This is a genomic window from Neobacillus nitrireducens, from assembly GCF_030915405.1.
In the GTDB taxonomy this organism is placed as follows: Bacteria; Bacillota; Bacilli; order Bacillales; family Cytobacillaceae; genus Neobacillus.
This window is the reverse complement of the sequence record NZ_CP133262.1, coordinates 4106253-4130647: the sequence shown is the minus strand read 5'-3', so window position 1 is coordinate 4130647 and position 24395 is coordinate 4106253. Positions and strand designations below refer to the sequence as shown.

General features: G+C 39.1%; 24 protein-coding genes and 1 pseudogene. 9 read left to right on the top strand and 16 right to left on the bottom strand.

The genetic code is table 11. The features are described from left to right. Positions 1 to 107 precede the first annotated feature (107 nt). From RCG22_RS19985 to RCG22_RS19975, 3 genes are all read right to left on the bottom strand, one after another. Positions 108 to 1046, bottom strand: coding sequence for a magnesium transporter CorA family protein (locus RCG22_RS19985; protein ID WP_308104385.1), 939 nt, complete (start codon positions 1044 to 1046; stop codon positions 108 to 110). Between the two features lie 228 nt (positions 1047 to 1274). Then, the gene (locus RCG22_RS19980; protein ID WP_308104384.1) at positions 1275 to 2171 is read right to left on the bottom strand and encodes a cation diffusion facilitator family transporter; all 897 of its coding nucleotides are present in this window, start codon (positions 2169 to 2171) and stop codon (positions 1275 to 1277) included. Positions 2172 to 2293: 122 nt separating this feature from the next. Further along, positions 2294 to 2431: a hypothetical protein gene (locus tag RCG22_RS19975; protein ID WP_157406196.1), complete on the bottom strand. Its 138-nt coding sequence runs from the start codon at positions 2429 to 2431 to the stop codon at positions 2294 to 2296. Positions 2432 to 2531: 100 nt separating this feature from the next. Between RCG22_RS19975 and RCG22_RS19970 the strand changes: the two genes are divergently transcribed. Further along, positions 2532 to 2747, top strand: a complete 216-nt coding sequence (locus RCG22_RS19970; protein WP_098260061.1) for a YozQ family protein — start codon at positions 2532 to 2534, stop codon at positions 2745 to 2747. Between the two features lie 55 nt (positions 2748 to 2802). Here RCG22_RS19970 and RCG22_RS19965 read toward each other — a convergent pair whose 3' ends face one another. Then, the gene (locus RCG22_RS19965) at positions 2803 to 3561 is read right to left on the bottom strand and encodes a yteA family sporulation protein (protein WP_308104383.1); all 759 of its coding nucleotides are present in this window, start codon (positions 3559 to 3561) and stop codon (positions 2803 to 2805) included. A 216-nt stretch (positions 3562 to 3777) separates the two neighbouring features. Here RCG22_RS19965 and RCG22_RS19960 point away from each other — a divergent pair, with 216 nt between their 5' ends. Further along, entirely contained in the window at positions 3778 to 3939 is a 162-nt protein-coding gene (locus tag RCG22_RS19960; RefSeq protein WP_308104382.1) for a hypothetical protein, read from the top strand. Between the two features lie 12 nt (positions 3940 to 3951). Next, complete coding sequence (locus RCG22_RS19955) at positions 3952 to 5313, top strand: amino acid permease (RefSeq protein ID WP_374049393.1); 1362 nt, start codon at positions 3952 to 3954, stop codon at positions 5311 to 5313. Positions 5314 to 5346: 33 nt separating this feature from the next. Here the strand turns inward: RCG22_RS19955 and RCG22_RS19950 are convergent, their stop codons facing one another. The 4 genes and pseudogenes from RCG22_RS19950 to RCG22_RS19935 all read right to left on the bottom strand — a co-directional run bounded on the left by RCG22_RS19950 (position 5347) and on the right by RCG22_RS19935 (position 9165). Then, positions 5347 to 5970 carry a LysE family transporter gene (locus RCG22_RS19950; RefSeq protein WP_308104380.1) on the bottom strand — a complete coding sequence of 208 codons (624 nt, stop codon included), beginning with the start codon at positions 5968 to 5970 and terminating at the stop codon, positions 5347 to 5349. Positions 5971 to 6127: 157 nt separating this feature from the next. Continuing rightward, positions 6128 to 7167, bottom strand: a pseudogene (locus RCG22_RS19945) (glycosyltransferase family 2 protein). Positions 7168 to 7185: 18 nt separating this feature from the next. Then, complete coding sequence (locus RCG22_RS19940; protein WP_308104379.1) at positions 7186 to 8862, bottom strand: DUF6044 family protein; 1677 nt, start codon at positions 8860 to 8862, stop codon at positions 7186 to 7188. A 141-nt stretch (positions 8863 to 9003) separates the two neighbouring features. Beyond that, the gene (locus RCG22_RS19935) at positions 9004 to 9165 is read right to left on the bottom strand and encodes an aspartyl-phosphate phosphatase Spo0E family protein (RefSeq protein ID WP_308104378.1); all 162 of its coding nucleotides are present in this window, start codon (positions 9163 to 9165) and stop codon (positions 9004 to 9006) included. Positions 9166 to 9403: 238 nt separating this feature from the next. On the opposite strand from RCG22_RS19935, the gene RCG22_RS19930 reads away from it, so the two are divergent. Further along, positions 9404 to 10390 carry a potassium channel family protein gene (locus RCG22_RS19930; protein WP_308104377.1) on the top strand — a complete coding sequence of 329 codons (987 nt, stop codon included), beginning with the start codon at positions 9404 to 9406 and terminating at the stop codon, positions 10388 to 10390. A gap of 1 nt (position 10391) precedes the next feature. Here RCG22_RS19930 and RCG22_RS19925 read toward each other — a convergent pair whose 3' ends face one another. From RCG22_RS19925 to yugI, 6 genes are all read right to left on the bottom strand, one after another. Next, positions 10392 to 10805, bottom strand: coding sequence for a YugN-like family protein (locus RCG22_RS19925; RefSeq protein ID WP_308104376.1), 414 nt, complete (start codon positions 10803 to 10805; stop codon positions 10392 to 10394). A gap of 109 nt (positions 10806 to 10914) precedes the next feature. Then, entirely contained in the window at positions 10915 to 12261 is a 1347-nt protein-coding gene (locus RCG22_RS19920; protein WP_308104375.1) for a glucose-6-phosphate isomerase, read from the bottom strand. 122 nt (positions 12262 to 12383) lie between these two features. Next, positions 12384 to 13547: an iron-containing alcohol dehydrogenase gene (locus tag RCG22_RS19915; protein WP_308104374.1), complete on the bottom strand. Its 1164-nt coding sequence runs from the start codon at positions 13545 to 13547 to the stop codon at positions 12384 to 12386. Positions 13548 to 13666: 119 nt separating this feature from the next. After that, positions 13667 to 14950 carry a Glu/Leu/Phe/Val family dehydrogenase gene (locus tag RCG22_RS19910; protein ID WP_308104373.1) on the bottom strand — a complete coding sequence of 428 codons (1284 nt, stop codon included), beginning with the start codon at positions 14948 to 14950 and terminating at the stop codon, positions 13667 to 13669. A gap of 24 nt (positions 14951 to 14974) precedes the next feature. Then, the gene (locus RCG22_RS19905) at positions 14975 to 16177 is read right to left on the bottom strand and encodes an ornithine--oxo-acid transaminase (RefSeq protein ID WP_308104372.1); all 1203 of its coding nucleotides are present in this window, start codon (positions 16175 to 16177) and stop codon (positions 14975 to 14977) included. A gap of 190 nt (positions 16178 to 16367) precedes the next feature. Further along, on the bottom strand, positions 16368 to 16772 hold the full coding sequence (yugI, locus tag RCG22_RS19900; protein ID WP_066258515.1) for a S1 domain-containing post-transcriptional regulator GSP13: 405 nt from the start codon (positions 16770 to 16772) through the stop codon (positions 16368 to 16370). A 195-nt stretch (positions 16773 to 16967) separates the two neighbouring features. Here yugI and RCG22_RS19895 point away from each other — a divergent pair, with 195 nt between their 5' ends. After that, positions 16968 to 17201 (top strand): helix-turn-helix domain-containing protein, encoded by a 234-nt coding sequence (locus RCG22_RS19895; protein ID WP_308104370.1) that lies wholly within the window; start codon positions 16968 to 16970, stop codon positions 17199 to 17201. A gap of 153 nt (positions 17202 to 17354) precedes the next feature. Here RCG22_RS19895 and RCG22_RS19890 read toward each other — a convergent pair whose 3' ends face one another. Both RCG22_RS19890 and RCG22_RS19885 read right to left on the bottom strand, forming a co-directional pair. Beyond that, positions 17355 to 17732, bottom strand: coding sequence for a PH domain-containing protein (locus RCG22_RS19890; protein ID WP_098259977.1), 378 nt, complete (start codon positions 17730 to 17732; stop codon positions 17355 to 17357). 3 nt (positions 17733 to 17735) lie between these two features. Next, a complete protein-coding gene (locus RCG22_RS19885; RefSeq protein ID WP_308104369.1) occupies positions 17736 to 18512 on the bottom strand; it encodes an AraC family transcriptional regulator in 777 nt (258 codons plus the stop codon). Between the two features lie 105 nt (positions 18513 to 18617). Here RCG22_RS19885 and RCG22_RS19880 point away from each other — a divergent pair, with 105 nt between their 5' ends. The 4 genes from RCG22_RS19880 to RCG22_RS19865 all read left to right on the top strand — a co-directional run bounded on the left by RCG22_RS19880 (position 18618) and on the right by RCG22_RS19865 (position 24353). After that, complete coding sequence (locus RCG22_RS19880) at positions 18618 to 19883, top strand: extracellular solute-binding protein (RefSeq protein WP_308104368.1); 1266 nt, start codon at positions 18618 to 18620, stop codon at positions 19881 to 19883. Positions 19884 to 19998: 115 nt separating this feature from the next. Continuing rightward, positions 19999 to 21204: a carbohydrate ABC transporter permease gene (locus tag RCG22_RS19875; protein ID WP_374049483.1), complete on the top strand. Its 1206-nt coding sequence runs from the start codon at positions 19999 to 20001 to the stop codon at positions 21202 to 21204. 13 nt (positions 21205 to 21217) lie between these two features. After that, positions 21218 to 22051: a carbohydrate ABC transporter permease gene (locus tag RCG22_RS19870; RefSeq protein WP_166259371.1), complete on the top strand. Its 834-nt coding sequence runs from the start codon at positions 21218 to 21220 to the stop codon at positions 22049 to 22051. 19 nt (positions 22052 to 22070) lie between these two features. Beyond that, positions 22071 to 24353, top strand: a complete 2283-nt coding sequence (locus RCG22_RS19865; RefSeq protein ID WP_308104365.1) for a glycoside hydrolase family 65 protein — start codon at positions 22071 to 22073, stop codon at positions 24351 to 24353. The last annotated feature ends 42 nt before the right edge of the window (positions 24354 to 24395 follow it).

Here is a 24395-nt window from a genome sequence, read left to right as displayed (position 1 = left end):
TAGCCACTTTTCAGATTATTAAAAAAATATTACTAATAGTACCCTTTCTAACTTGGGAAAGTTTTTTATAAAAGGCAAAAAACCAGTCCGATAAAAGGACTGGTAATCTAGAAATATTTCTTTTTCCAAAAAATGAATGCAGTTAAACTTGTTAAAAAAGCAGAGATTACTAGCGGTATTGCATAGGAATGGGTGGCATACTGGAAAGGGATATCCACGTTCATCCCATAAAAACTCGCCACCATCGTTGGGAAGGATAAAATAATTGTAATTGAAGTTAAAAACTTCATCACAATGTTTAGGTTATTTGAGATAATCGATGCAAAGGCATTCATCATCCCCGATAGGATTGAGCGATAGGTCTCAGCCATTTCAATCGCCTGTGTTTTTTCAATAATTACGTCTTCTAATAAGTCCTTGTCTTCTTCATACATTTTTAAATAGTTGAAGCGCAAAATTTTATCGAGGACAACCTTATTGGATTTTAATGAGGTCGTAAAATAAACTAAACTTTTCTCTAAAGAAAGAAAGGCGAACAATTCTTTATTTTTTAATGATTGATGAACGACGCGTTCAATCTCATTTGTCTTCTTGTTAATTTGCTTTAAGTAACGAAGATAATACGAGGAAATAACGAACAGAATTTGCAGCGCAAACCGCGTCTTTTTAAACGTAAAAAACTCTTTTACTCTGTTTTTTCGAAATTCCTCTAAAATTGGTGTATCCTTTAAGGAAACCGTAATGATACATTCATCGGTAAGAATGATGCCGATTGGAATGGTTTCATAGCCAGCAAAGCCATTTTCATCATGAACAATATAAGGAAAATCGACAATGATATAGACTCGGCCATCATCTCGTTCAATCCTCGGACGTTCTTCATCATCCAGGGCATCTTTGATGATATCTACATCAATTTGAGCATCCATGGATACCTTGTTAATCTCTTCTTGTGTTGGGGCGTACATATTGACCCAGCAGCCTTTTGAGATGACATCTACCTGTTCTAAAACTTTTGTCTCTGTACTTTTAAAAATTTCCAGCATGACATAACCTCCTCACTCACTTTGTTCGAGGAAGCCAACAACCTTTTCCAGAGTTGATATTCTTGATATTCATTTCAATCCATTCAAAGATCACATTGACTTCCCCTCGCCTACTACTTGGGTCCGGGTCTACGGAATAACTCAAAAATATCAACTCCCTTTAACTTTTAATTGTACCTATCCTATCATAAACCCAAATCACCTAAAGTACAAAGGAGTTTTTTTAAATTATTCATCTTCCGCGAAATAGGGGTTTAAATGGATTAAAACTTCCTGGATGTTATCAAACTTATCCATAAGTTTTTGTTTAATTGATTTTGCGAGGTCATGCCCTTGCTTGATTGTTTTAAAATGATCAATTGAGATACGTAAATCCACTAATACATAATGACCCAGTTCTCTTGCTCGAATCCGGTCAATTCGTTTGACCTCTTCAAAGGCCTTCACCGCAGCAATATATTCCTGAAGTGTCTCTGTATCAATATTTCGTTCAAGTAAGATATCAAATGCCTCTGTTAACATTTCCTTGGCGATTTTGAAAATTAAATAGGCGACAAAAATACTGGCTGCTTTATCCCCGTAAAGCAAGAAATGAATATCGAATCGGTTTCCGGCGATCGAAATTAGAACCCCGATGGCAGCTGCAATGGATGCGACAATATCTGCTTTATGGTCAAAAGCAATCGCTTCAATCGCCTTACTCTTATTCTGTTTCGCAACTTTTAATGAACTTCGGTACAGCATAACTTTGGTTGCATACGAAAAGAGGGCAACCCACATCGCCAATAAGCTCGGTGATTCCACTTCATGAAAGAAACCACTAATGCCTTCATAAACCACATAAATGGCAACAAAAAAAAGTAATATCCCGATAATGCCTGAAACGATGACTTCGGCCTTCCCATGCCCATAAGGATGTTCCTTATCGGCAGGCTTATTGGCGATTTTTATCACTAACAGCACGATGATAGATGCAAAGACATCTGCAGCAGAATGGATCCCATCTGCAAAGACCGCGTCACTATTCCCATACCAACCGATGACAACCTTCCCTAAGGTAAGAATAATATTACTAATTACACTTATCCAGGCCACTTTTTTAGCCAGCGTTTCTCTCATTTCCATAAATAAATAAACCACCTTTAAAAATACCTTTAGAAATCATAGCAAACTAAACCTTGATGGGTCTATAGAAAAAGTCCTGCTCACCACAAGCTATGTTGGCGGAATGCAAAATATCTAACGATCTATCCTTCGTGGCCCTCATTTTCTTCTTTCACCATTTCTACTTCTTCGATGACGGAGATTTTATTAATTTGGTCATGAAGAAAATGAAAGGCTTCGTCTAGTTTTTCCCGAGATGGAAACTCATTTTTTTCGTTCATTATATTTGCCTCCTGATGAGATTTATTTTTTATTAGGAGTAATCCTGTGAAAAAAAGAAAAAAATACCCTTGTATCAAAATTGAAAGGGAGGAATAAAAGATGGACAATAAGAATCAGAAAGCTAATCCAAAGAAAGAAGTAGCAGGGAGCTTCTATCATCCAAGTTATTACAAAGAGACGGATACCTTATCTGCTGGGCTTGCAACCACACATGAGCAAGCAAGTGACGCGTATACTGAAGGTGAAATTGGCGCTGTTATTGATAATGTAAACGGTGAAGATGTCCAGATTCCGCAAAAAGGCTATGAGGAATAATTAAAAATTAGAGAAAACAGCTCTCACATGAAAGCTGTTTTCTTTTTTTAAACGATCATTTATCATCATGATCGACGTAGGGGTCGTGTTCGAAAGCGGGTAAATCCCCAAAACTGGTCATGATTCCTTCCTCATCAAGGGCGTCCTCGTATTTTTCATGCTGTGGATTTGGATAAACTTTAATATTATTTCCATACATGTCATTCCCGACAAAATTTTCATAATCTTCGACATAGCCAATGTTTTCGTCTGCCTCAGAATAGATATCACTATAACTATCCTGTGGGAACGCTAAATCGGAGGGAGTTTCGGATGTGCCCCATGAGGCAACCGTCTGCCAAGAATCTTCTGCATCAAAAGCCACGTTCTCATTCTTTTCATCCATAGCGAATTTACCAAATGGAGGCATGAGCACCCCTTCTTCCACTGGCCGTTTATGCGAAGTAACCTGATCTGGACTGTGCTCGATACAATAAGTTGTATTTGGCAAGGCCTCTAAACGTTCTAGCGGAATTTCCTTTCCACATACCTCACAGTTTCCATACGTTCCCTTTTCCATCGCTTCTAACGCATGATTGATATTCCTAAGTTCAAATTGATAATGTTCATTTAAAGCAATATCTTTCTCACGTTCATATAATTCGGTTCCTTCATCAGCTGGATGGTTATCATAGCTGGACAACTCCCCCATCGATTCATGGAAATGACCTCTATCTAAACCTAAGTGATCATTTTGTTCTAATCGTCCTTCTAGATCACTTTTTTCCTGCAACAATTGTAACCGTAACTCAGCTAGCTGCTGTGTCGATAACATGTGATAAACCCCTTTCATTGAAAAGCGCAATATCTATTTCACATTTATGTTATTTCTATTTATAGTTCCCTTATATTTTCATTACTTTTGCGGTTGATTATGTAATGAAAATTTAATTCCATCAAAAACCAATCTCATGCATTGATTTTTAACTGAATAAGAATTGACGAGGCGAGTATCTTAAGAAATATCAATTAGGAGAAATGAGGAGATAGTGTGGTTAATGAAAACTTTGATACATTCAGAAAAGAGCAAAAGGAACATCAAGCCGTATATTTAGGTGGCAACAAAACACAAAAGCCGGGTCTTAATGATCCGGAATATAATAATCAAGATAATACTGACAAGTCACCGGGGGCGACCGGACGAGATATTTAGAGTAAAAGGAGAATGTCAATGAGTAAATCCAAATCCGGCGGGGACGAGCAAAACAACTTGAAATGGTGGCAGCTTTCTTTATTCGGAGTGGGCTGTACCATTGGGACAGGTTTTTTCCTTGGCTCCGGGTTAGCGATTAAGATGACTGGGCCCTCTATTTTAATCGCGTTTTTGATCGCTGCCCTCGGGACTTATTTTGTCTATGATGCTCTTTCAAAAATGACTTCAAAAGAGCCATTAAAAGGCGGCTTTAGGTCGTATGCGAAGAAAGCCTATGGAAAATGGGCTGGTTTTAGCAGCGGTTGGGTCTACTGGTCCTCAGAAGTACTAATAATGGGAAGCCAAATGACAGCACTATCTATTTTTTCCCGTTTCTGGCTGCCAAAAGTTCCCTTGTGGATATTTGCCACGATTTATGCCGTTCTTGGATTAGCGGTTATTTTAATCGGAGTAAAGGTATTAAATAAACTTGAAAATATTCTTGCGATTTTAAAAATCTCAGCAATCTTAATGTTTATCGTGATTGCCTTGCTGGCCATTTTCGAAGTCATTGATGGTGACCGCGCCATTCAGTACCCTAATAGTAAAAGCGAAATTCTTCCACACGGTTTCAAAGGCTTGTGGTCAGCTGTCATATTTGCATTTTATGCCTTCGGCGGGATTGAAATCTTAGGATTGATGGCCACCAATTTAAACGATCCTAAAGAAGCGCCAAAAGCTGGGAAAGTGATGTTGTTTACCCTGATGATTATCTATGTTGTTTCCATCGGCCTTGCTGTTATGATTGTTTCTTGGAATCAATTTAACACAAAGGAAAGTACGTTTGTTGTGGCCTTAAATGCCTACCATTTGTCCTTTGTTCCGCATTTCTTTAATGCAACATTAATCATTGCAGGGTTTTCGACGATGACGGCTTCTCTTTATGGGGTAACAAGCGTTCTTGTTACGTTGGGAGAAGAAGGTGATGCCCCTGCAAGTTTTTCGAAACTAGGGAAATTAAAAGTTCCCCTCCCCGCATTACTTGTGACAATGCTGGGAATTTCCGCTTCGATTGTGTCCGCGTTAGTGCTGCCCGATCAAATTTATGAGTGGGTGACCACAGGTGCTGCATTAATGCTTCTTTATAATTGGCTCTTTATTCTGGCCTCTTCCAGAAAAATCTTAGAGTTAAAGCTGAAAGAAAAAATTATGTACTCCTTTGGCGCTCTCTTTATTTTAATTGCTGTCAGTGGGACACTATTTCACAAAACAAGCAGACCTGGCTTTTTCATTAGCTTAGCCTTTATTGGCATTATTGGGGTGATTACCTTAATCATGCAGTTAAAGTGGAAAAAGTCTAAGAAGAAGGTTCTTAGTCCATGGCCTACCGCATAAAGGAATCCAGCGATTTTTCGCTGGTTTTTATTTTTAAAATAAAACATTAAAAGCTTGCATTCCAAAATATATTCCAAAGCCAATTAAAGAAAGTCCAGACAAACAGGATATCCCTACAAGTAATTGAGGTGTTAAAAATTTTCGAAAGTTGCTGGATACACTTGCCATGGCAATATCCCAAATCAATAACCCAATAAAAATCGCACTACTGTATAACACTAATTGACCAGTATTGTAGGTTGTGGCTGTTTTTGCAAGGACAGAGCCATAAATACCTAACCAAAAGAGAATCGTTAACGGATTGGATATTGACATTAGGAATCCTGAAAAAAACGATTTGACCAGTGGTTCCTTTTCTCTGGAATGCTCCAAATTTATTTTCCCTGCATTCATGAAGGTTTCGATCCCTGTGTACATCAATACAAAACAGCCAAAAAACCAGAGAAAGGTCTGCATAAAATCTGTCTCAAGAAATTGGACAACTCCTATGTAAACCACAAACATATAAACACCATCTGCGACAACTGCCCCTACCCCAATTAGCCACGAGTGCATAAAGCCGCTTCTTATTCCCCTGTCAATTTGCGCTGCATTAATCGGCCCAATAGGAGCAGCCAGCGATAGCCCTAACAGAATATAGCTCAAAAATACATTCATCTCTATCTCTCCCCCATAAATAAATAGAAGCCTGTCTATAATTTTTATTCAGAGAAATAGGTTTGTACTACATAAAAAATAAAATGAGCTTACAAATCCAGGTAAACTATAACGCTGCTCTTATATTTTTGAAGTCAAAATACTTTTATCCAGTGAGTTAGTTGTTGGTTTCAGATATTTGTCTAAGGTCCAGATTATACAACTCATCCTCTACTGTTTGATTAAGCAAATGATGTCTTGGTTTTGGCAGATTAAAGGAATCAATATCAACAATATACTTTGGCCGCTGTTTTGATTCTTTATAAATTTTCCCTACATACTCTCCAATCAATCCGATCGCAATTAACTGCAAACCGCCAATAAGCCAGATTGAAGTAATCAGCGACGTCCATCCCGTCTCGGTATTCCCAAAAATCTTTAGCGTTAAAAAATAGACACCAAAGAATAGGCTCAGGAAAAAGAAACCAATCCGATTATGAGAACAAAGCGAATTGGCGATATAGAAAAGGAGGTAATTCCATCAAAAGCAAAGGCGAGCATCTTTTTTAAAGGATATTTCGTTTCACCCGCTTGCCTTTCAAGCCTGTCATAATACACCACATCCGAGCGGAAGCCGAGAAGAGGAACAATCCCCCGCAAAAATAAATTGACTTCGCTAAAACGTTCTAACTCTTGCACTGCTCTTTTACTCATTAATCGGAAGTCTGCATGATTATAAACAAGGTCAACCCCCATCTTTTCCATGATTTTATAAAAACCTTGGGCAGTACTTCGTTTAAAAAGAGTATCCGTATCACGCCCCTTGCGAACACCGTAAACAATTTCATTCCCATCATGAAACTTCAGGACAAACTCACGGATAACTTTGATATCATCCTGTAAATCTGCATCTATCGATACAACGCAATCAGAGAGCTCCATTGCAGTAAAAAGACCAGCAAGTAATGCATTTTGATGACCGACATTTCTGGATAACTTTAAGCCACGAATATATTCATTTTTTAATCCTTCCTTATATATTAATTCCCATGTACGGTCTTGACTTCCGTCATCAACAAACAAGATTTTGCTTTGTTTAGAAACAAGCCTCTCGTTAATGAGCTCCTTCAACAATTGCTGTAGCTGAACAATGGTTACAGGTAAAACTTCTTCCTCGTTATAGCAAGGTACAACAATTGTAAGAACTTGTTCCATCATCTGTTAAACCCCCGCTGTCTACAAAGTCGTGTATAAATAGATTTTCCATGCTGATGTCTTTGATTCGAATACTTTAACTAACAATAATTGATTTTTCTCGGCATTATCGATCGGCAGAGCCGAAAAAATATAGCGGCCGCCCATGTCTTTAAAGACATCTGTATTCAACATTAAACTTTTCAAATGACGTTTAGAATCCTTCTTGATCATATAATGTTTTCCAAGCTGTGCGCTAAAAATGTAGCAACGGCCGCCCCATTTATCAAAATACCTGCGAACCTCTTTATTTTTTGCCAATTCCTTTTCAATTATTTTCCGAAACTGATGTTTATAAGTTAATGGATAAAAATTATTATAGGTATCAAGTGTGTAAAAACCGTTATATTGAGAGATGGCTGGGTGTATTCCAATACTAGCAATCCGATATTCTTCCTTCGGAATCCCGATATATCCATCTATTTCTTGAAACATTTCCTCAGCAAAGAATTCTTTGACAGTGGGTTTCTTTTGATAAATAATTTCATCATTAAATAGCCCTAAAAAGAGGAGCTGCAGGACAGCATACCACTTAGCTGTTCTAGCCCAGTCTTTTCCTTGTAGCGAAAGGATTTTTAATGCAAGGGCAAAGCCTGCATAAATAACCATCGGTCGCAAAAAGTGATAACGAGCGAAATTAAATGTGCCCAGAAAGTGGAATCGCTTTATTAAAGGTAACCATCCTTCATAAAACCAAAAAGCATACCAAATAGATAGCAAGATATTTAATGAGAATAAAAAAACAAATAGCTTTTCCTGCCCCCAAAGCTTTCTCCAGAAGACAATATACATTGCTGTAAAGGTTGCGGGTAAAATAAATAGTGTATGAACGGTCATCACATGGGTGTGTCCAAATAGGTAATTTTTTATAACAAGCATTACGGATTTCCAAAAAGGCAGGGTTGCATAAAAATATTCATCCCGACTATTTGGTTCATCTATTAATAGAAATGAAAAAATGAGCCGATATTCAACTAGCATAAAAATGAGGGTCATATAGATAAGTGCGAACAAAAAGCGAAGGTTCCATACCTTTCTTCTGAAACAATCAACTAACCACAAGAACCCCATGGCAGTTAAAAAAAAGAAAAATCCCAAAACAATACTTGCATAAAAAGGTAGTAGGGTAAGCACCAAATAATCCTTCCAGGCTCCCTCACCGTTGCGAATGTTAAGGAATGACCAAAGTGCAAGCGGCATTCCCAAAGTACTTAGCATCCCAGAAGGCCAAAATGGAGTTAGAGCAAATGAAAGAGCGGTGCCAATTTGTATAAACAGCCACTTCTCACCAGGTAAAAGGTGTTTTTTTAAAAGCCAATACATTCCAAAGAAAGCGACTATTCTTGTTATGGCTTGGCTTATACCATAGGCAATCATTGTTGGGAAAAGTGCGTACAGCCAGACAATGATACTATATTCAGTTCCTATGGCATTTCTCGATAATTGTCCATTTATGATTTGAGGAATAGTCGCATTAACTGAGCCAAACATTTCTCCACTTCTCGCTAAGACCTTATACCATGCTAAGTTTGAATCCAAATTATCATGAACACGAATATGAGCATTTTCCTGAAGAATAAATAGTGGAGAAAGATAGACCGCTATGACAAGCAAAGCTAAGAAGATGAATCTTTGCTCTTTTTTTGTTTCAATAAGCACACTTCTTCACCTCCATAGGTCAAGACTAAAAAAGGAAAATACCGTTTTACATTTTGCATTTAGGTAAAATATTATTCTCTCTGCAAAAAAATAAACCTTCCGGAGTATGATCCCCGGAAGGTTTTATGTGTTCGACATCAATTATTGTTTTCCAAAATTATTAAAGACATTTAATAGAGAATCAAGTTTCTGGCTGCATTTTACCACATGCGGATTCGAATAACCGTATAGATGCGCTAATTCAACCATTTCTGACCTTGTTTTTTCAATATTTGATAGCAGCGTAATCAAACCCGTCGTCATGAAACCAACCCTCTTCCTTGTTGTTACTGTATTAATATTGATAACCATAATTTATAAGTTTTAGGCAGTAAAAACAAGTAGATTAATGAAAAAAATTCGTATTTTTTGTGAACATCAGCCTATTTTCAAAAATATCATGTAGGCCTATTAGATCGATCCATTTTCGTCAATAATAGTAATAACTGTTTCAGCACCAGATCTAAATAATGGAGCTAAACACGAGGAAAGAGGTGTCCGTGTGCCGAACAGAGTTTATATCAGCTTTTTGCGCTTGCCGCTCCTCGTTCGAATTCTAGTCATTGCGCTGCTCGTATTTCTCTCATTTGGAATATCCATTCATTTATTAGAACCAGATACTTTTCCTACCATTTTTGATGGGATATGGTGGGCCATTATTACTGCTTCGACCGTAGGATATGGAGATTATGTTCCACATTCCTTCTTTGGAAGACTAACTGCAGTCATATTAATCCTGTTAGGTGTTGGAATTGTTTCCTCCTATTTTGGAACATTGGCAGCAGCTGCCGTTACTAAGCAAGATGCCTTTTCGGAAGGGAGAATTCCTTATAAAGGGGAAGGTCATATCATCATTATTGGCTGGAATGAACGCTCAAAGGAACTAATAAGTAAACTAACAAATTCAAAATATGTACAAATGATTGTTTTAATAGATGAAACATTAGAAGCAAACCCTGTAAAATCAAGGTTCGTCCATTTTATCCAAGGCAAAGGTCATGTGGATGAGACGATTATCAAAAGTGATATTCAAAATGCGGAGAAGGTGCTGATTACTGCTGATAGAGGGAACGATGAACTCCAAGCAGATATGAATAGTATTCTAACCTTACTCACAATCAAAGGGATTTGTCCTCAAGTAAAATGTATCGTGGAAATCTTAACGGCTGAGCAAGTGAATAATGCCTTAAGAGCCGGGGCGGATGAAGTCATTCAATCGAATAAATTGACATCTGTTTTTATGGTAAACAGTCTGCATTCAAATGGTGATGGGCTTCTTTCAAATATTGTCCATGAGTTACAAGACAGTCGATTGTCCACCTATAGAGCTAAGGATGAGGAGATTGGACGGTCATTCACTGATGTTTGCCATATTTCATTAAAAAATGGTTTCCTGTTGATTGGGATTCAAAGAGGGGATGAAACATTTCTGAATCCATCCCACTCTTTGCAAATTGAGGAAAATGATCGCTTATTAATTTTTAAATAGTCTAATCAGCTAGGAGCAGCATTTCCAATTCCTGTGCCAAAGCTTTCCCTTCTTCAATATATTGTTGCGGAAAGCTAGCATCCTTATCAACAGGCTCCTGAAACTGATTGAAGGTCCCGGAAAAGGTGCCTGTACTTGCTTCATCATCTAGTTCTGCCTCAAATACGTGCGACAATAGAAACGGTCTCCCTAACTTAACTGTACAATTGTTATCATCAAGCTGCCCGTCGACTGCTTGAAAAGGCAAGCGTATAAACTGGTAGCCTTCATCTTCACTACCGTTTATTTTATAATCAAACGCACCATGATCATAATCCCAGTTCCCTCCAATCGTATAGCCGATTGGCTTTAGTTTTTGTTCTAACTCAAACAAATCAAACTGCTTACCTTCCACCTTTGATGGTAATTCAATCATCTAAATTTACCTCCTCATCATCGATACGATTAGTTTCTCCAAATCAAGTAATTTTCAATAAAAAAAGAGAGCTGATTTTATCTCATCAGCTCTCTTTCGTTTTTGTTGATTATAATCTTTTTTCTAGTTCTGCCTTTTTCTCTTCAAATCCTGGTTTGCCTAAGAGGGCAAACATATTTACTTTGTAAGCTTCAACACCCGGTTGATCAAAAGGATTGACTCCTAGTAAGTAACCGCTCATCGCGCAGGCCTTCTCAAAGAAATAAACAAGGTAGCCTAGTGTATACTCATCCATTGCTGGGATGTTAACAATTAAATTCGGAACGCCGCCGTCTGTGTGGGCGAGCATAGTCCCTTGAAATGCCTTATTATTAACAAAATCAATCGTTTGACCAGCTAAGTAATTCAACCCGTCTAAGTCATTTTCGAATGCTTCAATTTTCAACTCGTGGCGTGGCTTTTCAACCTTAATGATCGTTTCAAACAAGTCACGACGGCCTTCTTGAACATATTGTCCAAGCGAATGAAGGTCTGTTGAGAAATTTGCAGAAGATGGATAAATACCTTTTTGGTCTTTCCCTTCACTTTCTCCAAATAATTGCTTCCACCACTCCGAAAAATACTGCAGCCCCGGTTCATAATTAATGAGCATTTCAATCGTTTTGCCTTTATTGTACAGGACATTTCGAACAGCAGCGTACTGGTAGGCAGCATTATCTTCAAGTTCGGAATGACCAAAGTCCGCTTGTGCTTGCTGAGCACCCTCCATTATTTTTTCAAGGTTTGCTCCGCTTACCGCAATTGGAAGTAACCCAACTGCAGTTAGTACTGAATAACGGCCACCAATATCATCAGCAATGACAAATGTCTCGTATCCCTCTTCGGTTGCTAATGTTTTAAGAGCACCTCTTGCTTTGTCCGTTGTCGCATAAATACGTTTGCGCGCTTCTTCTTGACCATATTTCTCTTCAAGAAGCCTGCGGAAAATACGGAAAGCAATCGCTGGTTCGGTTGTTGTACCCGACTTGGAAATGACATTAATAGAGAAGTCCTTTCCATCAAGGACGTCAATTAAATCCCGCATATAGGTAGAACTGATATTATTACCGACAAAAATAACTTGAGGTGTCTTTCGTTGTTCTTTTGGCAATACATTGTAAAAACTGTGCTGGAGCATTTCAATTGCTGCCCGTGCGCCAAGATACGAACCACCGATACCAATCACAAGAAGTATGTCAGAATCAGCCTTGATTTTTTCAGCAGATTTCTGGATGCGGGAAAACTCTTCCTTGTCATAATTGGTAGGAAGGTCAATCCACCCTAAAAAGTCATTGCCTGCACCGGTTTGCTCATGTAAAGAATGATGAGCAACCTTTACAGCATCACGTAAATATGTAAGTTCATGTTCTCCAAAGAAGGTTAAAGCTTTTGAGTAATCAAAACGAACGTGTGTCATGCATGATCCTCCATAAATTTTATTTTTCAATAATCACTTTAACGAATGATGAGCTGATTATCAAGGTAGGACTTTAATTGTAAACGTACCCATTTTCGACAAATTTCTTCTCAAGCGATAAATTATAGCGATGCCCGATAAATGGCTAAAACATCATCACGATTTAACTTTTTAAAATTCCCAAATTCTCCGTTTTCCATCGCTCGGTCAGCCATTAAATCTAGCTTCGAATCATCTATGTCATAATCTGCTAACCGTGACGGTGCATCGATGCTATTCCAGAATTCACGTAACTTTTGAATCCCTTCAAGCCCTACTTCTTCGGCACTCCTGCCGTTATCATTCACACCAAACACTCGAACAGCAAGCTGCTTAAAGCGTTCCGGCTTCACGGATAAGTTATGCTGCATCCAGTGTGGGAATAGAATGGCAAGCCCGCCGCCATGCGGAATGTCATATACAGCAGATACGGCATGTTCAAGATTGTGAGTAGCCCAATCCCCACGGTATCCCATGTTCAAGGTCCCATTAAGGGCCATTGTCCCGCAGTAGAGGATGGTTGCCCGATGTTGATAGCTTTCTAAGTCAGAAAGCAACTGAGGGGCCGTTTCCATCACTGTAATGAGCAGGGATTCACACATGCGGTCTTGAAAATCCGTACTTTCTTCTAAATGAAAATAATGTTCTAGAACATGGGTCATCATATCGACCATTCCATAAATCGTTTGATTTCTCGGAACCGAAAACGTATTAATGGGGTCTAAGATAGAGAATTTAGGGTAAGTTACCGGGCTTCCCCAGCCATACTTTTCATTTGTCTCCCAATTCGTAATAACAGAACCGGAATTCATTTCTGAGCCCGTTGCCGCAAGCGTCAAGACCGTTCCAAATGGGAGCGCCTCTTTTGCAAATGCCTTTTTTACGACTAAATCCCATGCATCTCCGTCATATTTCGCTCCCGCTGCGATTAGCTTTGTACAGTCAATCACACTGCCGCCGCCAACAGCCAACAAGAAGTCAATTCCTTCTTGCTTACAAATGTCTACCCCTTTACGTGCGGTAGTAATCCGGGGATTCGGTTCCACACCTGAAAGTTCAAAAACCTCAACACCGATTTCAGATAATAAGTTGATAACATTTTCATATAAACCACTTCGTTTGATGCTGCCGCCGCCATAGACAAGCAACACCTTTTTACCATAACGGGGCACTTCTGTTTTTAACTTCTCTAGTTCACCCTTACCAAAAATTAATTTGGTTGGATTCCAAAAAGTAAAATTCTCCAATTGATTACACCTCCTTTTCCCTTTTACATTATTAGTTATTATGGTTCATTTTGCAAAAAAACCGAGCTAATTTATAATAAAAAATTCCTTGCATCATCGAGTCGATGCAAGGAATTTCTTCAGACCCATCCTCTGAATAAGGATGCCTCCGCCATTTTTCTTACACCGACCATATATGCAGCTAATCGCATATTGACGTTACTAGTTTGTGCAAGATTATAGATTTCATGGAACGCTTTGACCAGCTTAGAACGCAACTTGACCTCAACCTCATCCTCACTCCAATAATACCCCTGCTTATTTTGAACCCATTCAAAATAGGAGGCTGTTACACTTCCTGCCCCTGCTAAAACATCTGGAACGAGCAGGATCCCACGGTCGGTGAGAATGTTTGTCGCCTCAAGCGTCGTTGGCCCATTTGCTGCCTCGACAATAATTCTTGCTTTGATGTTATGGGCATTTTCAGCAGTAATTTGATTTGAAATCGCTGCAGGCACGAGGATATCACAATCCTGCTCAAGCAACTCTTTGTTGGTGATGATCCCTTCAAAAAGCGAGGTTACCGTACCAAAACTGTCCCTTCGTTCCAGCAGATAATTAATATTTAACCCATCAGGATCGTAGAGAGCACCATAAACATCGGAAATTCCAACCACAATCGCTCCTGCGTCATGCATAAATTTGGCGATATAACTGCCTGCATTTCCAAATCCTTGGACAATCACACGAGCTCCCTTTATATTAAATCCACATCTTTTGGCTGCTTCTTCAATACAAATGGTTACACCCCTTGCTCCTGCCTTTTCCCTGCCTTCAGAACCTCCAAGCACAAGTGGCTTGCCTGTAATAAAACCGGAAGAGTCATACTGGCGGAGACGGCTGTATTCATCCATCATCCATGCCATAATCTGAGAATTGGTATACATATCGGGTCCCGGGATATCCTTTGTTGGTCCAACTATTTGACTAATTGCACGAACGTAGCCTCGGCTTAATCGTTCAAGTTCCCCGAATGACATTGTCCGGGGGTTACAAAGAATTGCTCCCTTTCCCCCTCCAAAGGGCAAGTCAACGATTCCGCATTTTAAGCTCATCCACATTGCTAGTGCCTTTACCTCATTAGCTGTTACCTGAGGATGAAAGCGGACACCACCCATGGTTGGACCAACCGCATCATTATGCTGGGCCCTAAAGCCGCTAAAAATTTTAGTCGAGCCATCATCCATCCGCACTGGAATTCTGACATTGGACATTCGTAACGGTTCTTTTAATAATTCGAACATTTCTTGGTTATAGCCCATTTTTTTTAATGCATCATGAATAACAATCTGCGTTGATGTAACAAGGTTCAATTTCTCTATATCCTGTTCATCTCCACTATTTGTTACATCATAAATCACCATTTTTGCACCCCTAGTTTTTATTAACTATGCTCCTAGTACGTTGTTTATCCTCTCAATTGCCCAATCCAATTCCTCTTTACTGATAATCAGCGGCGGTGCAAACCGAATCACTGTGTCATGTGTTTCTTTACAGAGTAGACCTTGGTCTTTTAATTGTTCACAATATTTGCGTGCAGGTGCAGTTAGTTCAACACCAATAAATAAGCCGCGGCCGCGAACATCTTTTATTAAGGGATTATTAATTTCTTTTAATTTATTGAGGAAATACTCACCAAGTTCAAGGGACTTTTCCGCAAGTTTTTCATCAATTAGCACATCCAGCGCAGCGATTGAAACCGCACATGCCATTGGATTTCCCCCGAAGGTAGAGCCGTGCGATCCTGGATTGAATACGCCTAATATCTCTTTATTTGCAACCACACAGGAAATTGGGAATACTCCGCCGCCTAGTGCTTTACCAAGGATATACATGTCAGGGGTAATTCCTTCCCACTCGCAAGCAAACATTTTCCCTGTCCGGGCCAAACCTGCTTGGATTTCATCGGCAATAAACAGAATATGGTTTTCCTTACATAAATCAAGGGCCGCCTTCATAAAGCCTTTAGGCGGAATGACAATCCCAGCCTCCCCTTGAATTGGTTCAATTAAAAAAGCGGCTGTATTAGGTGTAATTGCCCCTTTTAACGCCTCTAAATCACCATAAGGGATAAGTTTGATCCCTGGGAGCATTGGTCCAAATCCGCGTTTATATTCATCATCTGACGATAAACTGACAGCTGTCATCGTCCTGCCATGGAAATTTCCGACACAAGCAATAATTTCTGCTTGGTTTTCAGCTACACCTTTTACATCATAACTCCAGCGGCGGGCCGTCTTTACAGCCGTCTCTACGGCTTCCGCCCCTGTATTCATAGGCAGAACCATTTCTTTCTTTGTTAATTGACAAACCTTTTCATACCACGGTCCAAGCTGGTCATTGTGAAAAGCCCGAGAAGTTAACGTAACCTTATCTGCTTGATCCTTAAGGGCTTGAATAATTTTTGGATGACGATGTCCTTGATTTACCGCAGAATAGGCACTAAGCATGTCCATATATTTATTTCCTTCGGGATCTTCTACCCAAACACCCTCTGCACGGGTGATGACAATCGGCAGTGGATGGTAGTTATTCGCACCGTATTTCTCTGTTTTTGCGATCAATTCGTTTGTATTAACGTTTGTACTCATAAAGACATTCCCTCCGTTTCGATACTAAATTATGTACGCATAGTTATATTGTAGCCGAGCATGAAAAAAGAATGAATACTTCAGCAAAACTTTTATTAATGAAATAGTCTATATTTTTGTATAATTTGCGGCACAAAAAAAGTCTAGACTGACCGCTAATCATAGCAATCAGTCTAGACTTTTTTGGGAATTATTTTTTGATTAAATCTTCACGTTGTGACTGGTCAATCCATTCTTGAAGCTTATCTTTTAAAGTATTGAAGCCTTGTTGGCCTTCCACTTCCGGGATAATTGCAGCTGCTTGGCGTTTACGAGGCTTCTTTGCTTTTGGAGCTGCCTGTTGAACAGGTGCTTCTTCCGTAGCACGAATCGACAGACCAATCTTGCCTGCACCTTCATCTACAGATAATACTTTAACCTTAATTTCATCGCCTACTTTAAGGTGGTCATTAATATCTTTGACATAACCATGTGTAATTTCAGAGATATGGACAAGGCCCTGGGTATTATCGTCAAGCGCGACAAACGCACCATATGGTTGAATTCCTGTAACTTTACCTGTTAAAATACTTCCAGCTTCGATCTTTTCTGACATGAAAACACTCCTAATTAAATAATTATTTTATCCACTCTATACGCATTATAATATTATATCATAAAGTATGACTTTAAACAAAAAATATTATAAATAAATTTCAATCCCGCCTATTCGAATCAGCTATGTCTGAAAATCTTAACATAATGTTCAAGTTGTACAAGCGAAAAGTTTACCAAACATGATACACTAATAGTGAGGAAATCTATTTTTAAAGGAGAGGTGAACCAGTTGAATACAATCGGCCAAACCATTAAAAATGCACGTGAAATGCTCAACATGTCTCAGGAGGAACTGGCACAAAAAGTCAGAGTGGGAACACAAACCATTGAGAAGTACGAATCCGGAGAGCAAATTCCAAGTAACCAGACACTGCTTAAGATATCTACTGTTTTAGAACTGCCTGCTGTAGAATTATTACAGCAGTAACTGACGGGCTTGCAAATTTTTTTTATAACTGCATAAAAAAGGGGAATACTGGAAAACCTTAATTATATAAGGCTTTCTAGTATTCCCCCTTTTTGAAGTGGACATCCATTCTTGGAATGTCCCTTTTTTTTGCTGTAAATCATTAACTATTTTTTATTTGAGGACATACTCTGCTAACACACTTTGAAGTTCGTAAATGTTGAGGTTCTTATTAAATTGTTTTTGTAATGGCAGGGCATTTCCGGAAATCCATATTTTCAGTTCTGCATCTAAATCAAAGTTACCAGCTGTTTCAATGCTGAAGTGAGTAATATTTCGATAGGGAATGGAATGATATTCAACCTTTTTTCCCGTTAATCCCTGTTTATCCACTAATATTAAACGTTTATTCGTAAAAATAAACATATCACGAATTAACTTATACGCTTTATCAATTCTTTCATTCGGGGAAAGGACTTTCCCAAACTCCCTTTCTACTTCAGCTGCACTTACCTCAGATGCATTACCCATTAAACCATCTAAAAATCCCACTAGCTACATCCCCTCAGAGTACAAATTTTCTTTACGTTCATCCTTATCCTTTGTTAAATAGGCAGTTTTATATTGCCCTGGGGTCAACCCGGTATACTTTTTAAAAAGTGATGTATAGTAGCTTTGATTACAATAGCTAAACATGTTAGCAATTTCGCTTAGTCTTGAGTTTGAGTGGAGAAGAAAATACTTAGAATCCTCTACTTTTTTTCTATTTATGTATTCTGGGATGATCATACCGACCGATACTTTAAAGATCTTTGAGAGGTATCCGGGATGGACCCCTGCATATTCAGCAATCTTTTCTAAGGTGATCTCATGATAGATTTCTTGGTGAATGTAGGTTATCGCTCGATTTACAACTTGATTGTACTCTAAGCGGTCAGAAGATTTTAGTGTATCAATAAAACAAGAAACCATTTCATATTCAAACAGTTTCAACTCTACCATTGCGTCTGTTTTCTCAATCTGTCGAATCATTACATCACTCAGGCTAAAAGCATCCTCTGGTAAAGCTCCGCCTCGAATGATAGCTCTTGTAAATAGCGTGCAGGAGCAAATGAGTGAATTTTTTATCGACCTAAGCGGTTCAACCGCTAACCTCGCTCTTTCCAAAATATTAATTTGGTCTAGGACATCCTTCGCTTCTTTTTTATTACATCGAATAATACAATCCATCAATTGTTGTTCTAAGGCATAGGAAGGGTGATAGTAAAAATTTTGGATATTTTCAGCTCGGGATTCAAAAAAAGGCATGAAAGCATTTTTTTTCATATTCATCCACATTCACCTTAAAAAAATGTTAAAAATATCATTTTTTTAATATCATTGTAAATTCCTAGCCTATAAAATTCAAGTATCAACCTTAAAGGGGGCTATAAACAAATGCAGAGAAAAAAGTGGTTTACTAAATTGTTAGCGTTTTCTTTTGCAGCAAGTATCGCTTTAACTGGATGCAGCAGTAACGCTAGTACCGAGAAAGCGAAGCCGGCAGACAAGGACAAAGGGACTGAAAAACAAATTGTTCTTAAATTTGCAGCCCAAAACGACAATACTCCCGCCACACAAAAATTGATTGACGCCTTCAACCAGAAGCAGGATAAGTACAAAGTAGAGTGGACCCAAATGACCAACGACTCCGCTCAAATGCATGATCAGCTTTTAAACTCTCTATCTAGCGGTTCTTCAGATTATGATGTTCTCTCGATGGACGTTGTTTGGGCCGGTGAATTTGCCGGAGCAGGCTATTTAGAGCCACTTGACGTGAACATGAACAAAGTCGGCTTAAATAAAGCGGATTTCAATTCAGGTTCGATGACATCAGGAAATTACAAAGGCAAACAATATACCCTTCCTTTCTTTCCGGATCTTGGCTTGCTTTATTTCCGTAAAGACATTGTAAGTGCAGAGGACGCTGCAAAGCTTGAAAGCGGCAGCTACACGTATGATGATTTATACAATATGGCAAAAACCTATACTGGAAAAAATAAAACAAAATACGGATTTGTTTATCAATCGAAACAATACGAGGGTTTGACTGTTAACGTAACTGAATTCTCTAAATCCTATACAAATGTAAAAGCTGGTCTGGAAACCATGTACAAGTTTACACAGGCCCCATTTGAGCCTAAGGATCTATTAAACTTCATGGAAGGGGAAACCCATACGAACTTTGAACAAGGAAATGCTGTATTCTCCCGTAACTGGCCATATGCTTTCGGTCGCATTAACGGTAAAGAAGATGGCGTGACCGTAACAGTGGATCAGGTTGGAATTGCTCCACTTCCTAACGGCGGCTCAGTCGGCGGATGGTTACTTGGCGTTAATAAAAGTTCAAAACAACTGGATGGGGCTTGGGAATTTATTAACTTCGCAGCAGGCGAAGAAGGTCAAAAAATCATGTCAACCGAAGGGGGATATTTACCTGGATTCAATTCCCTGCTAACCAATGATGAGGTTAAGGCTAAAAACGTCATGCTTAGCTATCCGGGCTTCCAAAAAGCATTAACTACAACGATTGCAAGACCTGTGTCACCTGAGTACTCCAAAACCTCAGACACGATTCAAGTGCAAGCCCATAAATATCTAAGCTCGGGCGCTGGGCTGGATGAGGCAGTAAAAGCAATCGAAGCAACGGCTAAGGGAGAATAGATCAAGAACAATCCATAAGAATAATCCAAATAGGGCTCTAATTTAACCATTAGAGTCTTTTTCTTTCATAGAATAAGCTAGTTTACAACGGAGAGGGGGAAAATAAGTGCGGAAAATGGGAGTGAAAGAATGGCTTTTTATCCTTCCCACAGTGCTAATCATTGGTATTTTCTCTTTATGGCCAGTATTACAGTCGCTTACATATACCTTTTTTGATTACCGCTTAAATGACCAGCAAAAAGCAGGATTGTATCTCAGTGAGCGCTTCAATGTTTCCTTGTTCAATGAAACCCAAATGTATATCGCCATGTTTTTAGATGAAGACTTGGCTAATATATCAAACGAGCAAGATCAGGAGCAGGTATCTAAGTTAAAAACAGAGCTTTTAGCCGTAGATAAAGATTTTAGCAATCAAAAAGGTATTATTAAGATTAGCAAACAGCAAAAGACAGAAATTGAAAACCTGCATAAAGAGGCAAAGATGCTCATTACTGCACTGAATGGAAAATATGAATTAATTCATAAAGAGGATCTTCCTGCATTAGTTGCTGATTTGCAAAATAGTATCATCCCGTCTAATTTTATCGGCTTGAAAGGATATAAGCAGGTTTTATCTGACAATCGGATTGGTATCGCACTTTGGAATACGTCCTTTTTTACGGTCTTATCCGTCTTTTTTGAACTTGTTCTTGGATTAGGTCTAGCACTTGTATTAAATAAAACCATTTTCGGTCAAGGGATGATTCGAACTGCCTCGCTCATTCCTTGGGCAATCCCAACAGCGGTTGCTGCCCTAATGTGGAGTTACCTTTTTAATGGAAGCAGCGGGATTGTCGCTCATTTTTTTGAGGCGGTAGGACTCGTGGACAAATCTCAAAATTTATTACTGAGCGGTTCGGGTGCGATGGCCTCGACCATTTTAGCAGATGTGTGGAAAACCACTCCTTATATGGCCTTATTATTACTCGCGGGCTTGCAAAACATTCCGCATTCCTTATACGAAGCAGCCTCCATCGATGGAGCAAGTAAGATCCAATCGTTTTTCAAGGTCACCCTGCCGCTTTTAAAGCCATCCATTCTAGTCGCCTTATTGTTTCGAACATTAGATGCCTTCCGTGTCTTCGACCTCATTTTTGTGTTAACAGGCGGCGGTCCCGGCGGGGAAACGGAAACGATGTCGATATATGCATATAAAGTCATGTTTGGACAAACCAACTTTGGCTATGGTTCGATCATTGTCATGATAATGTTTGTGTGTGTTGCCTGTATCGCAATTTTATTTGTGAAATTCCTGGGTGCGAACCTAATGGAGAAAAATTAAAGGGGGATAGAATATGCAGACATCTAAAAGAAAACTATGGATAACCTTTGGAGTGGTCGTTGTATTCTATTTGTTCGCAATGGTTTTCCCGTTTTTCTGGGTATTTATTACCTCCTTTAAAACATCAGGTGAAATTTTTGGAACAGGGGCGTTTCGCGTGATTCCCAAGGATCCAACCTTCCAAAACTATATGACCATTTTGTTTGAAAAAGGGATTTTAAACTCGATAAAAAATAGTTTTATTGTTGCGACCACAACCACCATCTATATCATAATTGTCGCTACCTTTTCGGCCTATGCTATCTCTCGTTTTCATTTTAAGGGAAAGAATATTCTCTTAGGTTTGATACTCGCAGTTTCTATGTTTCCGCAAATGATCATCACAGGTCCCATTTATAATTTATTTTTGAATTTAAAACTATTAAACTCTTTTGCTGTGGTATTACCATATTCAACAATAACGTTACCGATGGCTGTTTGGATTCTCGTCACCCATTTTAACCAAATCCCTTCTGCTCTCGAGGAATCAGCAAAAATGGATGGTGCCACCACCTTTCAAACCTTATATAAGATTATTTTCCCATTGGCTGCACCTGGTGTATTTACAACTGCCATTATTACCTTTATTTCTGCCTGGAATGAATTCTTATTAACGATTACTCTTAACCCGAACGCTGAATATCATACCGTCCCTGTCGCGATATCCTTCTTGCGAACACAGTTTGAGATCCTTTGGGGACAAGTGGCGGCCGCAACCGCAATTGTAACCATTCCGACACTGATTATCGTCCTCTTCTTCCAAAGGCAGATTGTCTCGGGATTAACGAGTGGCGGGGTAAAAGAATAAAATGATTGAGGTGTACAACATGTCTTGGAAAATAAGTTCATATATACAGGATCCAGACCAAGCGCTTATTGATGAGAGTCTATTTTTCACTGGAAATGGTTATCTTGGCGTCCGTGGCAATTACGAAGAAGGTGTGCCCGAGTTTCAAACTACCATCCGGGGTACCTATTTAAATGCTTTTCACGATAGTGTCCCTATCTCTTATGGAGAAAAACTCTATGCATTCCCTGAAACACAGCAAAAGCTTTTAAACGTCATCGATCCCCAATCGATTTCAATTTATTTCGGGGGAGAACAGGAAGAAGAACGCTTTTGTCTCGAGGAAGGAAAATTCCCATGGAATGGACGGTATCTGTATTTTGATAAAGGCTACTCAGAAAGGACGTACGAATGGCACTCACCTAAGGGGAAGAGGATAAACTTAACCTTTAAACGGTTAGTATCATTCCGTGATAAGGAAGTCTTTCTACAATACATCGATATTGAATCGGATAACTTTCAAGGACCGGTTAGAATCGTGTCAACCTTGAATGGCAATGTAGCCAATTATGTCGACAATGCTGACCCCCGCGTATCCTCAGGTCACGCGAATCTATTAACGGTAACAGATGTACAGCAAACGGAGACTATTTCCTACGTCGAGTGTGAAACCTCCTCAACCAAGCTGAAAACGGCTTGTGCTGCTTCATACCATCTTAGCCAGCACTATAATCAGATCAATGATCTTACGACGAATGCAATCGAATCTGAATTCACCTTCCAATTCGCTGACCATGCAACCTTCGAGAAAAAAAGCATCTTCGTAGATACATTAAGACACGGAGATGACTTAGCTGCTTCTGCTTTTCTGTTACAAACTAAACTTGCTGATAAACATTTCCGACAATTTTCAATGGAGCAGGAAATTTATTTAAACGATTTCTGGAATGATGCAGACATAGAGATTACTGGAGACGCGGACCTGCAAGAAGGGATTAGGTTTAATTTATTTCACCTTTTACAATCAACAGGCCGGGATCATTTTTCCAATATTGCAGCAAAAGGTTTATCTGGAGAAGGATACGAAGGTCACTATTTTTGGGATACAGAAATATATATCCTGCCCGTTTTTTTAATGACAAAGCCGGAACTAGCGAAAAATCTACTTTTCTATCGCTATTCCATCCTCGATCAGGCAAGACAACATGCCAAAGAAATGGGTCATCAAAAAGGAGCCTTATACCCATGGAGAACAATCACTGGAACGGAATGTTCTTCCTACTTTCCATCAGGGTCCGCACAATACCATATCAGTGCCGATATCGCCTATAGCTTTATCCAGTATTATCTCGTCAGCGGAGATTTTTCTTTTATCAAAGAATGCGGTGCGGAGGTACTTTTTGAGACCGCAAGACTTTGGGCCGATACAGGTCATTTTGATGGAGATTGCTTTAAAATTGATGCCGTAACCGGACCTGATGAATACACATGCATCGTTAACAACAACTACTTTACAAATGTAATGGCCAAGTATAACTTATTGTGGGCCGCTAAATGCTATTATTTGTTGGAGTCTATCGATTCGGCGCATCTTGCCAAACTACGGCTGAAAATCGGCTTACATAAACAAGAGGTAGAATTTTGGAAACGGGCAGCGGAGCAGATGTATTTACCTTATAACGAACAACTTGGCATTAATCCACAAGATGATACATTTTTACAGAAAGCAGTCTGGGATTTGCAAAATACACCCAAAGACCATTTCCCGCTTCTATTGCACTATCATCCGCTTGTATTATACCGGCACCAAGTCTGTAAACAAGCGGATACGGTTTTAGCTCACTTTTTATTAGAGGATGAGCAAGAATTAGATACAATCAGGAAGTCTTTCGATTATTATGAAAATATAACGACCCATGATTCTTCCTTATCCTCTTGTATTTTTAGTATTATGGCATCAAAACTTGGGCTTAAACAAAAAGCCTATGATTACTTTCTTGAAACAGCAAGATTGGATTTAGACAATACCCATGGAAATACAAAGGATGGCCTCCACATGGCGAATATGGGTGGCACGTGGCTAGCAATTGTTTATGGTTTTGCCGGTTTACGGATCAAAGAAGAGGGAATTTCGTTCCGGCCTCAATTACCGGATAAATGGCAAGGGTATCGATTCTCCATTCAATACCAAGGCCGTAAATTACATTTAGACGTAGGAGAGAAACAGACCAAAATTATTCTGCTCTATGGGGAACCCTTATCGGTAAGGGTCTTCGATCAAACCTATCCTCTTGAAAGAGGAGCAGCAATTATTATTGAATAAAAAAAATCAGTCCTTCCGGGATGGGAGGACTGTATTTTTCAG

Excerpts from the sequence above, each read along its gene's own strand:
- RCG22_RS19910 (WP_308104373.1), bottom strand. The coding sequence starts at position 14,950 with ATGGTGATTTATGATGTAACAAATAGTGGAGATGAACAGGATATAGAG.
- RCG22_RS19925 (WP_308104376.1), bottom strand. The coding sequence starts at position 10,805 with ATGATTGAATTACCATCAAAGGTGGAAGGTAAGCAGTTTGATTTGTTT.
- RCG22_RS19920 (WP_308104375.1), bottom strand. The coding sequence starts at position 12,261 with ATGACACACGTTCGTTTTGATTACTCAAAAGCTTTAACCTTCTTTGGA.
- RCG22_RS19865 (WP_308104365.1), top strand. The coding sequence starts at position 22,071 with ATGTCTTGGAAAATAAGTTCATATATACAGGATCCAGACCAAGCGCTT.
- RCG22_RS19885 (WP_308104369.1), bottom strand. The coding sequence starts at position 18,512 with ATGAATATGAAAAAAAATGCTTTCATGCCTTTTTTTGAATCCCGAGCT.
- RCG22_RS19875 (WP_374049483.1), top strand. The coding sequence starts at position 19,999 with ATGGGAGTGAAAGAATGGCTTTTTATCCTTCCCACAGTGCTAATCATT.
- RCG22_RS19905 (WP_308104372.1), bottom strand. The coding sequence starts at position 16,177 with ATGAGTACAAACGTTAATACAAACGAATTGATCGCAAAAACAGAGAAA.
- RCG22_RS19980 (WP_308104384.1), bottom strand. The coding sequence starts at position 2,171 with ATGGAAATGAGAGAAACGCTGGCTAAAAAAGTGGCCTGGATAAGTGTA.
- RCG22_RS19950 (WP_308104380.1), bottom strand. The coding sequence starts at position 5,970 with ATGAATGTATTTTTGAGCTATATTCTGTTAGGGCTATCGCTGGCTGCT.
- RCG22_RS19985 (WP_308104385.1), bottom strand. The coding sequence starts at position 1,046 with ATGCTGGAAATTTTTAAAAGTACAGAGACAAAAGTTTTAGAACAGGTA.
- RCG22_RS19935 (WP_308104378.1), bottom strand. The coding sequence starts at position 9,165 with ATGACGACGGGTTTGATTACGCTGCTATCAAATATTGAAAAAACAAGG.
- RCG22_RS19880 (WP_308104368.1), top strand. The coding sequence starts at position 18,618 with ATGCAGAGAAAAAAGTGGTTTACTAAATTGTTAGCGTTTTCTTTTGCA.
- RCG22_RS19955 (WP_374049393.1), top strand. The coding sequence starts at position 3,952 with ATGTCAATGAGTAAATCCAAATCCGGCGGGGACGAGCAAAACAACTTG.
- yugI (WP_066258515.1), bottom strand. The coding sequence starts at position 16,772 with ATGTCAGAAAAGATCGAAGCTGGAAGTATTTTAACAGGTAAAGTTACA.
- RCG22_RS19975 (WP_157406196.1), bottom strand. The coding sequence starts at position 2,431 with ATGAACGAAAAAAATGAGTTTCCATCTCGGGAAAAACTAGACGAAGCC.
- RCG22_RS19965 (WP_308104383.1), bottom strand. The coding sequence starts at position 3,561 with ATGTTATCGACACAGCAGCTAGCTGAGTTACGGTTACAATTGTTGCAG.
- RCG22_RS19870 (WP_166259371.1), top strand. The coding sequence starts at position 21,218 with ATGCAGACATCTAAAAGAAAACTATGGATAACCTTTGGAGTGGTCGTT.
- RCG22_RS19970 (WP_098260061.1), top strand. The coding sequence starts at position 2,532 with ATGGACAATAAGAATCAGAAAGCTAATCCAAAGAAAGAAGTAGCAGGG.